This window comes from Tolypothrix bouteillei VB521301 (genome assembly GCF_000760695.4).
Lineage (GTDB): Bacteria > Cyanobacteriota > Cyanobacteriia > Cyanobacteriales > Nostocaceae > Scytonema > Scytonema bouteillei_A.
Map to the genome: position 1 here is coordinate 5,039,378 of NZ_JHEG04000001.1, position 13,638 is coordinate 5,053,015.

Here is a 13,638-nt window from a genome sequence, read left to right on the forward strand (position 1 = left end):
CTTTTAAGCACTCTTCAACCAAATAACCATCTAGCGAAGGACTCCTAAAATCTATGAACTCCAAAGCATTACCACGCCAAGTCAATAGCATCGACGTAGGTGTTTATGAGTGTGAAATACATCTCAAATTTAGGTTGATTGAGGAAAAAAGTCTTTTAGGCGATCGCGATCAGCTTTTGCAAGTACTGCTAGATGCTTTAACTGAAGGCTCTGACGACTTTTTAGAAACGTTACAAGCTTCTGTAAAGGCGCAAGAAGTCTCCGAGTTAAAAGCCTCTCCACAAATGAGACGCCAGCTGATGCGTTTACGCAATGCAACTGACGTCACTCAGTAGTCAAGGACATCCCATGTCTTGGCTCGCTCCGATTCTTGGGTGTAGAAAGGTGAATTTTTTTAAGTTTGCCACTGAGCTTACTTGTTCTCTCAATGACTCGGCTTATTTTATTTCCTCTTACCCACCTTAGTACTAGAGCTAGTATTTACCTTAATCCTTAGTAAGGTTACGGGAACCAATGGGTGCCTACCTAGACTAGATATAGCAATTATCCGCACCTTTAAGCGGGATTATGTTTCTAATAATTTAAATTTCAGGGTAATCATTTCTACCATTAACAGTGACCCACGGTCACTGTTACTTTGCCAAACCGTGTTCCAAAGCAAAACGAACCAACTCTGTGCGACTGTTAGTTCCAGTCTTACTAAACAAACGGCTAACGTATTTTTCTACATTTCGGACACTAGTATCTAAGCGCCGAGCAATTTCTTTATTCATTAACCCCTCAGCAACTAGATTGAGAACGCTTTGTTCTCTAGGAGTTAAGTCAATAGCAAAAGGGGCTGGGGATTGAGCAATTGCACTTTTCTGAGTCAACAAAGCTTTAATTTGAGCAATCTGATTGGCAAGTTCTGTAATATTGAGCGCTTCGCCATCTTCAGTGGGTGCAGGAGTGCGAGAGGAACGGCGTTCTAATAAATTCTCCACAATCGCTACTAACTCGTCAGGATCGAAAGGTTTTGGCAGATAAGCATCAACACCTGCCTGGTAACCTTGAATGCGGTCGGTTGTCATTCCTTTTGCAGTGAGAAATATCACGGGGAGCGAGCGAAAACGAGGGTCATCTCGCAATTGCTTGAGGAATTGGTAGCCATCCACCTGAGGCATCATAATGTCTGAGATGACCAAATCTGGTAGGTTCTGTTGCACTAACTCCCAGCCCTCTCGGGCGTTACTGGCAACCTGAACGCTGAAACCGCTCTCTTGCAAATAATCTTTCACTGCTTCACGCAATCCCGGCTCATCATCTACCAGTAACAATTGTCCTGCCATCTACGGTATCCTTACCACTACTTTTCTCCAATTTAGCGAAATTTAATGACAATAAGGAGAAGATAAAGAAAATAAAAGGCGATCTATTGTTTTGACTTTTAAGTTTGAGTGTGTTAATAAATTTTTTTAATAAAAAGAAAATAATGTATATTTATTTACCATGTCTGCACTTCTCTTTAGCAAAGTCAAATTAATAACTCAGCATAAAAGGAAATTTTATAAGAACTTAACAAACGCGCAGTAGTGGGTTTCGTTCCCAGGCTCCACCTGAGAACGAACAAACTGATTATCGGTCACCGATCGCTGTTTAGCCACTCAATAGTTTTGGCATTTTCTGGTAATTGAGCATCTCTTTGCCCTTGAGCGCGTGCTTTAGCTGTAAATAACCCAATAGGAGTACCTAATAGATCCACAAGGCTCGCTTTACCGAGAACAGCTTTTATCGTATCTCTTGGCAGTTCCTTAAATACCCAACGCCCAAAGCGGTAGAAGTACTCTGCTCGCTTCATATCCCGCATTAACTCCACACCATGCAGTTCGTGTAAATAGCGATTTGAACGCCCGTAGCGCCGCCATTGACTTTCCAGTTCTTTCAATGTTGCGCGGTGACGGTGTTTGACGATGGCTTCAGGAGCAAATTCCAGACGTCCTATATTTTGCTGTAAGATACGCCAACAAATATCTGCATCTCCACCAGTGGTCAGGTAAGGACGAAATAACCCTATTTTTTCAAAAGCTTCCCGTCGAACAGCCAAGTTCGCAGTTTGACCGTAGGGATAAAAGGGATGAGCAAGAGTGTGTTTCTGAGATAACGTGTCTTGTCGGTCTGCGTGTTGTTCTAGTAATGTGGTTCCGTGCAACGCCACAACTTCACCCGCAACGATCGCTACATCTCGATTCTCAAAAGGCGCAATGAGTGACTTCAACCATTCCGGTTCCGGACGACAATCTGCATCAGTAAAAGCCAGTATCTCACCAGTGGCAGTGCGAATACCAACGTTACGAGCAGCGTAAGAACTTTGAATTTTTGTTTCGCTTAAAGGGTGAATTGTAATTGGACTATTTTCAGCAGCAGATTGGAGTAGAGTGGTCGTGCGATCGCGACTGTTGTTATCTACCAATAAATACTCTACTTTCTCCTTGGGGTAAGTTTGATTTACTAGGTTAGATATGAGTTCTGGTAAATCTGCTTCTCCATTATAAATAGGTATAATTACCGATATTTTTGGCAAAAACATAAATTGTTTATGGCTAGTGGCTAATAGCTAGTGGCTAATAGCTATTAGCCATTAGCTATTAGCCATTAGCCATTTAGCTACAATTTCAAATCGTTAGCGCTGTTGGTCAACGACTGTAACGGTTGTTTTGGTGATACGGGCTGAGCAAGACCGTTGGTGGATAGGATGGAGAGTGCTCGCGCATAATGAGGGTCATTCTGAGTTCCCAGCAAATCGGGATTTGCTGCTAACTGACGCTGCTGTGCTTCTGTTAAGTCTAATTTAATATCTGGGGCGATGCCTTTGTGATTAATATCTGTTCCTTTAGGAGTATAATAGTGAGCGATGGTGACAGCAACACCGGAACCATCTGTAAGTTCGTGAACTGACTGTACTAGTGCTTTTCCAAAAGTTTGACTGCCAATAACGACTGCTCGGTTATTGTCTTTCAGTGCTCCTGTGAGAATCTCGCTAGCACTTGCGGAATTGTTATCGACCAAGACCACTAGGGGGCTATTTGTTATAGCAGTGTGATTTGCTTTAGTTTCCTCGCTACCGCCCTCACGGTCTACAGTTTTAACAATTGCTCCGTTGTCGAGCCACATTCGAGCAATTTCAATACTAGCCTGTAACAAACCACCCGGATTGCTACGTAAATCCAACACATAGCCATCAACTTTTTGAGCATTCAAATTGCGGATAGCGCGTCGCATTTGACTTGAAGCGTGAGCGCTGAACTCCCGCAAACGAATATAGCCAATACGCCGCTTACCTTCTTGCTTGAGGGTATAACGTACTGTTGGCACTTCAATAGTTGCTCGTGTTAGCTTCACATCAAAGGATGGCTGTCCTTCGCGTCCCAAGCGCAAAGTTACCATAGTGCCTGATTTGCCGCGAATGAGCTTAGAGGCGTCTTCCACTTTCATTTGTTGAGTGGGTTTGCCATCAATTGCTAGGATCGTGTCTCCTGCTTTTACACCCGCTTTCAGTGCAGGAGAATTTTCAATAGCTTCTACAACAGTCAGCTGCTTGTTTTTTTCATTAAATTCCATCCGGATACCAATTCCAGAGACTTCTCCAGATGTTTGATTGGTAAGAGCTTCGTACTGTTTGGGGTCCATAAAGCGAGTGTAAGGATCGCCCAATTTTTCTAAAGCTTCCCGAATAGCAACATAAGCTTCATCGCGGGAGGTATAATCTTTACCTAGCAAACTCTGGCGAATTGCTAACCAGTTCTGTTTGTTGAACGAAGAATCGACATACTCACGATTTACAAGTTGCCATACTTCATCAACTATCGCCTTCGGGCTATCTTGAAGTGCAGCACGCACCGAATGACACCAGACCGGACCAAATACAGAAAGAGAGGCCGTTGAAGCTATAGCTCCACCGATCAGGGCTACTTGGAGCGGCGAGTGGCGTTTTGCAGATTGATTCATGTATATTAGCTGGAATAATTGTGTTGTTGACAGTGTAGCAATCAGGTTTTTTAAGGACTATAGATTTTTTTGTTTGTGTAAACCTTCTTCATTAACTTTCCTTGATGTTTCTTTAAGAATACTGGGTCACCTTTCAACCAGTTGTTATAACATAGCTCGCGTTTTCCGCAAGCTTAATGCTATATTGTGGCACTTTGATGCGTGCCATTCTGCGATCGTTATTACTCTATTAAGATAGCATTTAGCTAGTTAGATCGGTGTAGCAGAATTCACCTAAAATAGAGTGGTATTAAACACTTAATGAAACGCCAAGTAACAAACAGTAGATTCAACCTCAAGGCAATACTGTCCGGTAAAAAGTGGCAATTTTTACAGAAACTAGTTCTTGGACTGTGTATTGTATTAGCCACCTTGCTGGTTTTTAACACTATAACCCTAATTTCTGCCTCCTCCAAGCCTGTAGATGCCTTTTTTGTACTTGGTGGAAGTATAAGACGAGAAATTTATGTTGCAAAATTGGCAAAACAATATCCACAAATTCCGGTTCTGATTTCTCAAGGTTCCCAAGACCCGTGTATCTGGTTGATTTTCCAGCAAGAAGCAGACCAAATCCAGAACGTTTGGCTGGAAAAATGTGCAGATTCTACTTTTGGGAATTTTTACTATGGTATTCCAATTTTACGTCAGTGGAAAGTCCGTAAAGTAAAAATGATTACCTCACCTACTCATTTACCTCGAGCTAAATGGTTGGCACAGATTTTCTTTGGCGCTCAAGGTATTTGGGTAGAAACAGAAATTGTTCAAGAGCAAGGTGTCCCCGGTAATCAAGAGTCTTGGTTGAAAACAGGATTAGACATCACACGCAGTTTATTGTGGGCGGGGTTAAGCCCCATCATTCAACCGCGCTGTTCTTCTGTCACACAACTGGCAGAAGTGAAGATGGATGTTTGGCAACGGCAAGGTTTTAAATGCGAACGTCAGGGGAAACTTCGTCGTTAGTTGTGGGTTGTGATTCCTACTCACCACTAACCACTGTTTGCGATCGCTTCTACTGTAGATAAAGGCACATCCGCAAAATACTGTTGCTGAAATTGTTCTTCTCGGACAGCGACTAAAAATTGGGCAATGGCTGTCTCTGCAAGGGTTGATTCAATATTTGTGTGTTGAGCAAAAATGAAAGCACGATCTTGGCGCGTGATTCTAAAACCTAAATATTTTAAACCTCTTAACCCCAAAAGTAATGGGTGATCGCCGATACCAAGTTTTTCTAATAACTGAATGCGAGTGACTGGTTGATGTGTACGGCTGAGGTATTTGGCAAGCCCTACCAGAGTTAACCAAATTTGTTCTGGCGGTTTGTGGTTTGGTTTGCTCCAAGCAAGTGCAAGTGGTTGTCCCTCGTAAAGGGAACGTTTCAACCACGCTCTTAAATCGTCCCAACTAGTCGGACATTTTTCGATAAGGAGGGGAACGGAGGAGGGGGGATTGGGGGATGGAGGGATAGAGGGGGAGGTATTACGCCAATCGAGTATACGTGCCGATCGCTGGCTGAAAGCCGATTGCTGTAAGGAACGTACTGCTACAATTCGGATTTCGTAACGTTTTTTAAAGGTGTTGTAATCGAGTTCGACTATGCACTCACACCTTCCTAGAGGTAATTCATCTTTATAATGTCCCCACCACACCCCAGGAAAAGGGTTTTTTGTGGAATCATCCCGAATGTCAAACTCGGCTTTAATGTACTGTACTTTTTTTCCTCGCGAATCTTGCTGATTTCGATGCCAAGCGTTCTCAAACCAGCAGTTTTGAATCAAAAGTTTTGGTACGGGATTACCCATTCCGCAGGGTTCTAGCAGTTTCAGTTCTAAAAATAATTCTTTTCCCAAATCTGCCACTGTCACCGCTATGTCTGCTTCTAGGGTTGGTATGAGGTTTGTACCTGCCAAAGATCGTCGTAACTGTTGGTTGATTGCTTCTGTAAATAATGGAATATTCTCTACTGGAAGACTTAATCCCGCTGCATAGGGGTGTCCTCCAAAACGGTGTAAAAGATGTGCCTGTTCTTTGACGAGTTGGTACAAATCGATTGAGTTAGCTGAACGAGCAGATCCACGGGCGAGAAGAGGAGAGGAAGAGGGGGAGAGGGGGGGAGAGGGGGGAGACATGGTAGCAGGTTTCTCCCGGTCTCCCATCTCCACTCCTTCTGTGCTTAACAAAATAGTTGGTCGCCCTGTCTCTTGTGCGACTTGTCCGGCAACCAATCCCAAAACACCTACAGCCCATTGAGGGTCTTCCAGGACAATAACGCTAGTAGTTGATAAGTCCATTCTGGCTAGCTTTTGCTCTACTTGCTGGGTTACATCTTTTTGTAAAGATTTACGGCGGGCATTAGCTAGTTCTGTCATCTCCGCAAGTTCGCTGACTCTTTTATGGTCTCGACTTGTCAGTAATTCCACGCAAAAACTTGCATCCCCTTGAATGCGGCTGACAGCGTTGATTCTTGGACCCAATCCAAAGGAAATATCTGTGGGGCGATCGCCATTTTTTTGACACAATTCCAACAAGCGTCCCACTCCAGGACGCCGCCGCATTTCAGGTGTTTTCTTAAAATCTTCTTGCAGTCGCTGAATTCCCATTTGTGCTAAGTGGCGACAATCTCCACGCAACTGGACTAAATCCGCAATTAGCCCAACGGCTACTAAATCCAGTAAATCTTCTAGTGAAGACCTTTGTGGAACACTTGGCAAAGTTTGATAAAGAGCTTCCACCAACTTATAAGCTACAGCTACACCAGAAAGATGAAACAGTGGGTGAGTGTTTGGTAAATATCGCGGGTTGACGATCGCTGTTACTGCTGGACGTTCTGCTGGTAAAGTGTGGTGGTCGGTAACAATAATATCTATACCTAACTGTTTCGCATAAGTAATTTCTTCTATATTTGTACTGCCCGTGTCACAAGTTACAATTAATTGAAAACCTTTTCTAGCTAGGTTTTCAATTCCTTTACTGTTCAATCCATGGGATTCAGTAATACGATTCGGAATGTAGTAAGTTAATTGCTTGTTTTGGGTAAAAAATTGTCCCAACCCATCCCATAAAACAGCAGTGGAGGTAATACCGTCTGCATCAAAGTCACCCCAAATAGCAACTTGTTCGTTGTTTTCCCAAGCGAGCTCTAACCGTTGTACAGCCAAATACATTTCTTGCCCAAACTCAAAGGGGCTTGCCGATTGATAAGCTTGAGGACTGACAAAAGCAGCTAATGTTGCTTCATCTTGTATTCCTCTTTGCCATAACAACTGTGCTGCAAAGTGTCCTCCTGATGCGGGAGCATATTGTTTCACCGCCTGAATAAAAGATTCGGGCGGTTGTCCAGTTTGTGCAAGAATCCATTGCTGTTGTGGTACGGACATGACCTAAACAGGAGTTTGTTCCTCAGTCGTTTGAGCGTCAGCTACCAAAGTATTAAGGGCAATTTCACCAGCGACTCCATCAGTTTTACGGGGACGCATAGCAGGACGAGAACGCTTATAACCTGCTCTTTCAGCTTTTTGATGTTCGTAGTCAATCAGTCTGCCATAGTACTCGTGCCTGCTAAGATTCATGGATAGGAAAATATGTTGGCGCACATTACCAAAACCTTTGCGGGTAAAGAATTTCACTGCAGGAACATTGGCAGGATCTGTGTCTACTAGCATGAATCGCGCCCCATCTTCTATCATGCGTGAAACAACTTTATCAACTAATTTATCTCCCACGCCGCGACGTTGAAACTTAGGGCTGACTCCCAACCACAAAATGTATCCGTATGTCCAACTTGCTTTGGTAATGATGGTTCCCAAAATGAATCCTGCAAGATGCCCATCAGCTTCGGCAACCAGGCAGTATTCTGGATCGGTGTTGTAAAGTCCTATCACCTCCCATTCATCCCAGCAACGATATAGATAAGGATATAAATCGCTGGTAAATAACTCTTCGCCCAAGTGGTACACAGGGGCAATGTCGTCTATTCCTAATTCGCGGACGTAAACCGCATCACTATCATCAAAATGCATAAAATAATAAATTTAGAAATTATCCGCAGTTTACAAGCTAACTTCTTGAATACTCTCTATATTTAGTAAGGTTGTAGCTGCTAGAGCAGGAGTTGCAATCGCAGATGTTTGCTCGAATATAGCTTGCGTTCTATTGCAACGTGTCGTGTACTGACAGTAGTTGCAGGCTTTGCTACCGTCAGATTCTTGGGGAAATGATTCTCCTTTGTAATAACGTTCTAACCAATATGTTAACCGGTTTAGGAGTTGATTCAGCCTGTTGGCAGTTTGCTGGTGTTGAAAGTTGCTGTAAACAAATTTTACACTTTGTAATTTATCTTCAGATGGAACAAACCAGTATGTCATGGAAATATTTTCTGGCAAATAATTGCTAGTCTCAGCTAATACGTACATATAGAGCCGTGTTTGCCAGTTTTGTTCTAATTTGCTTTTTAATGGGGGTTTTGGATAAGTTTTCCAGTCATGGATTTGTGCTTGCTCTTTATCTGCAATCAATAAATCGTAGATAACCGTCAGTAAATAATTTTGAACTTGGAGTGTACGGTAATGTTCGCTTTCACGAAAGGATTGGGTATGAGAGGAGGGCGTCAAAATTTCTGGTGCTGCATTAGCAAAAGCTGTCATCCAGCTTTGTAATTGAGCATCTTCTTTTAAGAGAGCGTCAACAGGTAATCCCATTTCTCGCTGTTGCATCAGCAAGTGAAAGCGACTACCCAAAATTTGCCGTTCCTCATGCTCTGGGTTAGAGGGAGAATGAAGTTGTTCTAAGTAAGTATGTTGAAATTGGCGGGGACAACGTTCAAGCACGTTGAGTTGTCCTTGCGACAGTCGTAATAGTTGAGGGTGAGTGGTCAGCATGATAAGATTTTAAATTATCATCTTACACTGACTCAACTATTAGCTGTGAATTTGATAGTGGGGAATCTTGGATGTCATATTTTTAGGCTATTAACGCGATGATTCGTAAATCATTGCGATCGCAAACAGGCAAAAGACGAAAACGGTTGCACGACCTATCCATTGCCATACACTTGCTGAGAACAAAAACGCAAGAATTGAAGAAACACTAAAAACGTGAGAAAGAATGTAGGCTATTGCAAAGCCAAGCATAACCAGTAAAAAATACCTAAGTATTTTACAAGCCCATTTGAAAAGTAAACTATTCTCGTCAGTAAGATTAGTTTTCATTGCCTTGTCCTAAATTGGAAGTTGAATCTATTGAGAGTGCTACGGAATTTCAACCTAAAGGGAATAGGAAAAAGAGAGCCGTTTTATTGACAGGCTAGAGTTCGTGCTTTGATGCATGGGGTTTGAACCCAGGCTGGAATTTTCCAAATTTAAGATTTGAGGCTGAAAACTAGGGCTAGAAACTGGTACTGAGTTACAGCCTGTCTCCCAAATCGGGAGAAGGTGTCCGTGGAGTATGAATAGTTGCGATGAACGCAACTTTGTATGAAAACTTTGACATTTAGTCATCTTCCAGCAACTGCTGTTTCATCTCCATCCAAAATCTGGATATCCAAAATCATACTTAGTTACTAAATTTAGCTCACTAAGTTTCTTGTAGTTACTCCTTACCACCTAAGTTAAGCCGCTCGTTCTATAACTTGCACCGCTTTAGTAAACCTAATTCTTATAGGATGGGTATCTTTGCCCGCCCTGTCGTGCAATTTAAAGCGAAATAGCTTAATGACCGATATGGTCTTAATTCTCACTTTAAAGTAACTAAGTTACAAAGTCAAGCAACAACCATCTCATCTTTGGTTACATCTGTACCGAATCTACTAAAGAGCAATTATTTTGATATTTTTGAAGAGTGTGGGTTGGAGAAGAATCTACTTCTTCTGAAATAAAATATTTATCTAACTTTCGAGGGGTGCCAATCCAACACGGTGCTTTCTTTCAATCCATCGGTAGGCAGATATCAATTTGATTGCTGCAGGTTATGAATGTACTTTCTGCTGAATTTCTGGAAGCTTTGGCTGCTAAACGAGGGTTGTCTAGCAGCGAACTAGAAGTTTTTTTTCTTTCCGTGGATGGAAAATCGCCAACCTTAATTGCCAAGGAACTGGGTATCAGCGCCGAAGCAGTGCGTAAAAGATTAAGTGAGGTGTATAAGAAGTTTAATGTCGGTGGTGGGGGACCTGGGAAGATAGTTAAGTTACAACAAGTTCTGCAATATGAGTATCAAGCATCTACTAAGACTCAGGAATTTGTTGTCCAAAAGCGACAGGATTGGGGTGAAGCACCGAGTTTGTGTGTCTTTTACGGACGGACAGCAGAACTGTCTGTGCTCAAGCAGTGGATTGTTAGGGATAATTGCCAACTTCTTGCATTATTGGGAATGGGAGGAATTGGCAAAACGGCTTTGTCGGTAAAATTAGTAGATGAAGTGAAAGATAATTTTGAGTACTTCATTTGGCGATCGTTACGCAACGCACCACCAGTCAAAGAACTTTTAGCCAACCTAATACGATTTTTGTCAGATGAGCAAGAAACTGATTTACCTGACACTGTAGATGGAAGACTCTCGCTGCTGATTCATTATTTACGAAAGCACCAAAGTCTTTTAGTACTGGATAACGCTGAGACAGTTTTGCAAGGGGGCGATCGCGCAGGCGACTATAGAGAAGGATATGAAGGTTACGGTGAACTGCTGAAAAGGGTAGGGGAAGAATCTCATCAAAGTTGCTTGATATTAACCAGTCGAGAAAAACCAAAAGAATTCGCACCTCTTGAAGGAGAGACATCACCAGTTAGAACGCTCTCATTATCTGGCTTGGGACAAACAGAAGGGCAAAAAATTCTTCAAGATAAAGGTTTATTTGGCTCCGAACAAGAATGGACACAACTGGTTGAAAAATATTCTGGCAATCCGCTAGCGTTAAAGTTAGTTGCTGAGCCAATTCGCGAGTTATTTGGCGGTGACATCGCCGTTTTTATGCAACAAGGAGAGATAATTTTTGGTGATACGCGCAATTTATTAGATCAGCAGTTCGATCGCTTGTCAGAGCAAGAAAAAGAAATCATGTACTGGCTGGCAATTAAGCGAGAAACAATTTCTTTAGAAGACTTATTAGATGATATTATACGTCTCGTTTCAAAAAGAGAATTACTAGAAGCATTAGAATCGTTACGGCGACGTTCTTTAATTGAAAAAAGTCTGGCACTATTTACGCTTCAACCAGTTGTACTAGAATACATGACCGACAAAGTAGTTGAACGAGTTTTTCAAGAAATCAGGACTGGTGAAATCGCGTTATTTATGAGCCATGCTCTTATTGAAGCGACTACAAAAGATTATATTAGGAATACTCAAACTCAACTGATACTTCAACCAATTATAGACAGGTTGTTAACTCTTTTTAGAACGCCTAAAAATCTGGAAAAAAAGCTGACTCAAATTTTAGCAAAACTACAGGCTCGATCGCCCCTAGAAGCAGGATATGCAGGCGGCAATATTCTCAATATGCTTTGTCAGTTACAAACTAATTTAAGCGACTATAACTTTGCCAATCTAACTGTTTGGCAAGCCTATTTACAAGGAGTTAATTTACATCATGTAAATTTTGCCAATAGCGATCTAGCAAGGTCTGTTTTTTTTGAAAAATTAGTTAGTATTTCATCAGTTGTATTTAGCCCAAACGGAAAACTTTTGGCTACAGGTGATGCTGATGGGAAAACTCATTTATGGCAAGTTGAAGGAGGAAAGTTACTTTTCACCTGTGCAGAACATAGTGGTTGGATCAGGTCAGTAACCTTCAGCCCCGATGGGGAGATCTTAGCAAGTGGAAGTGAAGACCAAACAATAAAATTCTGGGATGTTCGCACGGGTGAAAGCTTCAAAACCTTGCAAGGGCATACCAGTCGAATCTGGTCAGTTGCCTTTAGCCCTGATGGCTGTCTGATCGCCAGTGGAAGTGAAGACCAAACAATCAAGTTATGGGATGTCGAAACGGGTGAATGCCTCAAAACCCTACAGGAGAAAGCTAGCCGAGTCTGGTCAGTTGCTTTCAGTCCTATGGGTGACACTCTAGCAAGTGGAAGTGAAGACCAAACAATCAAGTTATGGGATGTCCGCACGGGTAAATGCCTTAAAACCTTGGAAGGACACACCAGTCATATCAGGTCAGTTGCCTTTCATCCCGTTCGCGAAGCTTCCTTGCAGGGGTTTGGTGACACTTTAGCCAGTGGAAGTGAAGACCAAACAATAAAATTATGGAATGTTCGCACGGGTGAATGCCTGAAAACTCTGCAAGGACATACCAATCGCATCAGATCGGTGATATTTAGTCCTGATGGTTGCCAGATAGCCAGTAGTAGTGACGACCAAACAGTGAAATTATGGAATGTTCGCACGGGTGAATGTCTGAAAACTTTGCAGGTCAGTACCAGCTGGGTAAGGTCAGTTGCCTTTAGTCCCGTTCGCGAAGCTTCCTTACAGGGATTTAGTTACATCTTAGCAAGTGGCAGTGATGACCAAACAGTGAAGTTGTGGAATGTTCGCACGGGTCAATGCCTCAAAACTTTGCAGGGAAGTAGCAGTTGGGTGAGGTCAGTTGCTTTCAGTCCTGATGGTTGTCAAATTGCTAGCAGCAGTGAAGACCAAACAGTGAAGTTATGGGATGTTCAAACGGGTCAATGCTTGAAAACCTTACAAGGGCATACTAGTTGGGTAAGGTCAGTTACCTTCAGCCCTGTTTGCGAAGCGTCCCTGCAAGGGTTTGGTTCCCAGCTCGCAAGTAGTAGCGACGACAAAACAGTGAAGTTATGGGATACTCGCACCGGTCAATGTCTGAAAACCTTGCAAGGGCATACCGATCGCGTATGGTCAGTCGCTTTCAGTTCTAATGGTTGTACTTTAGCTACCAGTAGTGAAGATCGAACAGTGAAGTTATGGGACGTCCAAACAGGTCAATGCTTGAAAACTTTGCAAGGGCATACCAGTCGCATATGGTCAGTTGCTTTTAGCCCTAATGGTTGCCAGATTGCTAGTAGTAGTGAAGACCAAACAGTGAAATTATGGGATGTTCAAACGGGTGATTGTCTGAGAACTTTACACGGACATACCAATCGACTTTGGTCAGTTGCTTTTAGTCCTGATGGTCGTCAGATTGCTAGTAGTAGTGAAGACCAAACAGTGAAATTATGGGATGTCCAAACGGGTGAATGTTTGAGAACTTTACAAGGGCATACAAATCGGATCAGGTCAGTTGCTTTCAGCCCGGATAGTCAAATTTTAGCTAGTGGTAGTGATGACCTAGTGGTGAAGTTATGGGATGTTTGCACGGGTGAATGCCTGAAAACTTTACACGGACATACTAATCGGGTAAGGTCGGTTGCGTTTAGTCCTGATGGTCTGACTTTGGTGAGTGGCGGTCAAGATGAGACTATTAAGCTGTGGAATGTATTGACAGGTGAATGCTTTAAAACTTTGCGAACATTTAGACCCTACGAGGGGATGAATATTACTGGGGTGATAGGTTTAACTATAGCTCAAAAAGAAACGTTGAAGGCTTTGGGGGCGGTGGAAGATGTTAGTTAAAATCAGAAATTTATGAAGTACAAACAAGAAAATCATATTTGTGTATTTTTTATG

10 protein-coding genes are annotated in these 13,638 nt (G+C 42.5%); 3 read left to right on the forward strand and 7 right to left on the reverse strand.

The features are described 5' to 3' along the window. Positions 1–53 precede the first annotated feature (53 nt). On the forward strand, positions 54–335 hold the full coding sequence (locus tag HC643_RS20310) for an Npun_R1517 family heterocyst differentiation transcriptional regulator (protein WP_038087569.1): 282 nt from the start codon (positions 54–56) through the stop codon (positions 333–335). Between the two features lie 297 nt (positions 336–632). Here HC643_RS20310 and HC643_RS20315 read toward each other — a convergent pair whose 3' ends face one another. The 3 genes from HC643_RS20315 to ctpB all read right to left on the reverse strand — a co-directional run bounded on the left by HC643_RS20315 (position 633) and on the right by ctpB (position 3,984). Then, the gene (locus HC643_RS20315; RefSeq protein WP_038087572.1) at positions 633–1,328 is read right to left on the reverse strand and encodes a response regulator transcription factor; all 696 of its coding nucleotides are present in this window, start codon (positions 1,326–1,328) and stop codon (positions 633–635) included. A gap of 293 nt (positions 1,329–1,621) precedes the next feature. Further along, entirely contained in the window at positions 1,622–2,566 is a 945-nt protein-coding gene (locus tag HC643_RS20320) for a glycosyltransferase family 2 protein (RefSeq protein ID WP_050045620.1), read from the reverse strand. 77 nt (positions 2,567–2,643) lie between these two features. Then, positions 2,644–3,984, reverse strand: a complete 1,341-nt coding sequence (ctpB, locus tag HC643_RS20325; protein WP_038087574.1) for a carboxyl-terminal processing protease CtpB — start codon at positions 3,982–3,984, stop codon at positions 2,644–2,646. A gap of 300 nt (positions 3,985–4,284) precedes the next feature. Between ctpB and HC643_RS20330 the strand changes: the two genes are divergently transcribed. Further along, on the forward strand, positions 4,285–4,983 hold the full coding sequence (locus HC643_RS20330) for a YdcF family protein (RefSeq protein WP_038087577.1): 699 nt from the start codon (positions 4,285–4,287) through the stop codon (positions 4,981–4,983). A gap of 26 nt (positions 4,984–5,009) precedes the next feature. On the opposite strand, the gene HC643_RS20335 is transcribed toward HC643_RS20330, so the two are convergent. The 4 genes from HC643_RS20335 to HC643_RS20350 all read right to left on the reverse strand — a co-directional run bounded on the left by HC643_RS20335 (position 5,010) and on the right by HC643_RS20350 (position 9,227). Next, positions 5,010–7,397: a single-stranded-DNA-specific exonuclease RecJ gene (locus HC643_RS20335; RefSeq protein WP_038087579.1), complete on the reverse strand. Its 2,388-nt coding sequence runs from the start codon at positions 7,395–7,397 to the stop codon at positions 5,010–5,012. A gap of 3 nt (positions 7,398–7,400) precedes the next feature. Further along, positions 7,401–8,039, reverse strand: coding sequence for a GNAT family N-acetyltransferase (locus HC643_RS20340; protein WP_038087583.1), 639 nt, complete (start codon positions 8,037–8,039; stop codon positions 7,401–7,403). 30 nt (positions 8,040–8,069) lie between these two features. Then, positions 8,070–8,897, reverse strand: coding sequence for a PD-(D/E)XK nuclease family protein (locus HC643_RS20345; RefSeq protein WP_038087587.1), 828 nt, complete (start codon positions 8,895–8,897; stop codon positions 8,070–8,072). Between the two features lie 90 nt (positions 8,898–8,987). Further along, the gene (locus HC643_RS20350) at positions 8,988–9,227 is read right to left on the reverse strand and encodes a hypothetical protein (RefSeq protein ID WP_072040734.1); all 240 of its coding nucleotides are present in this window, start codon (positions 9,225–9,227) and stop codon (positions 8,988–8,990) included. 757 nt (positions 9,228–9,984) lie between these two features. Here HC643_RS20350 and HC643_RS20355 point away from each other — a divergent pair. Continuing rightward, on the forward strand, positions 9,985–13,584 hold the full coding sequence (locus HC643_RS20355) for a WD40 domain-containing protein (RefSeq protein ID WP_050045623.1): 3,600 nt from the start codon (positions 9,985–9,987) through the stop codon (positions 13,582–13,584). Positions 13,585–13,638 lie beyond the last annotated feature (54 nt).

Coding starts and splice junctions, on each gene's coding strand:
- HC643_RS20310 (WP_038087569.1), top strand. CDS start 54: ATGAACTCCAAAGCATTACCACGCCAAGTCAATAGCATCGACGTAGGT.
- HC643_RS20315 (WP_038087572.1), bottom strand. CDS start 1,328: ATGGCAGGACAATTGTTACTGGTAGATGATGAGCCGGGATTGCGTGAA.
- HC643_RS20320 (WP_050045620.1), bottom strand. CDS start 2,566: ATGTTTTTGCCAAAAATATCGGTAATTATACCTATTTATAATGGAGAA.
- ctpB (WP_038087574.1), bottom strand. CDS start 3,984: ATGAATCAATCTGCAAAACGCCACTCGCCGCTCCAAGTAGCCCTGATC.
- HC643_RS20330 (WP_038087577.1), top strand. CDS start 4,285: ATGAAACGCCAAGTAACAAACAGTAGATTCAACCTCAAGGCAATACTG.
- HC643_RS20335 (WP_038087579.1), bottom strand. CDS start 7,397: ATGTCCGTACCACAACAGCAATGGATTCTTGCACAAACTGGACAACCG.
- HC643_RS20340 (WP_038087583.1), bottom strand. CDS start 8,039: ATGCATTTTGATGATAGTGATGCGGTTTACGTCCGCGAATTAGGAATA.
- HC643_RS20345 (WP_038087587.1), bottom strand. CDS start 8,897: ATGCTGACCACTCACCCTCAACTATTACGACTGTCGCAAGGACAACTC.
- HC643_RS20350 (WP_072040734.1), bottom strand. CDS start 9,227: ATGAAAACTAATCTTACTGACGAGAATAGTTTACTTTTCAAATGGGCT.
- HC643_RS20355 (WP_050045623.1), top strand. CDS start 9,985: ATGAATGTACTTTCTGCTGAATTTCTGGAAGCTTTGGCTGCTAAACGA.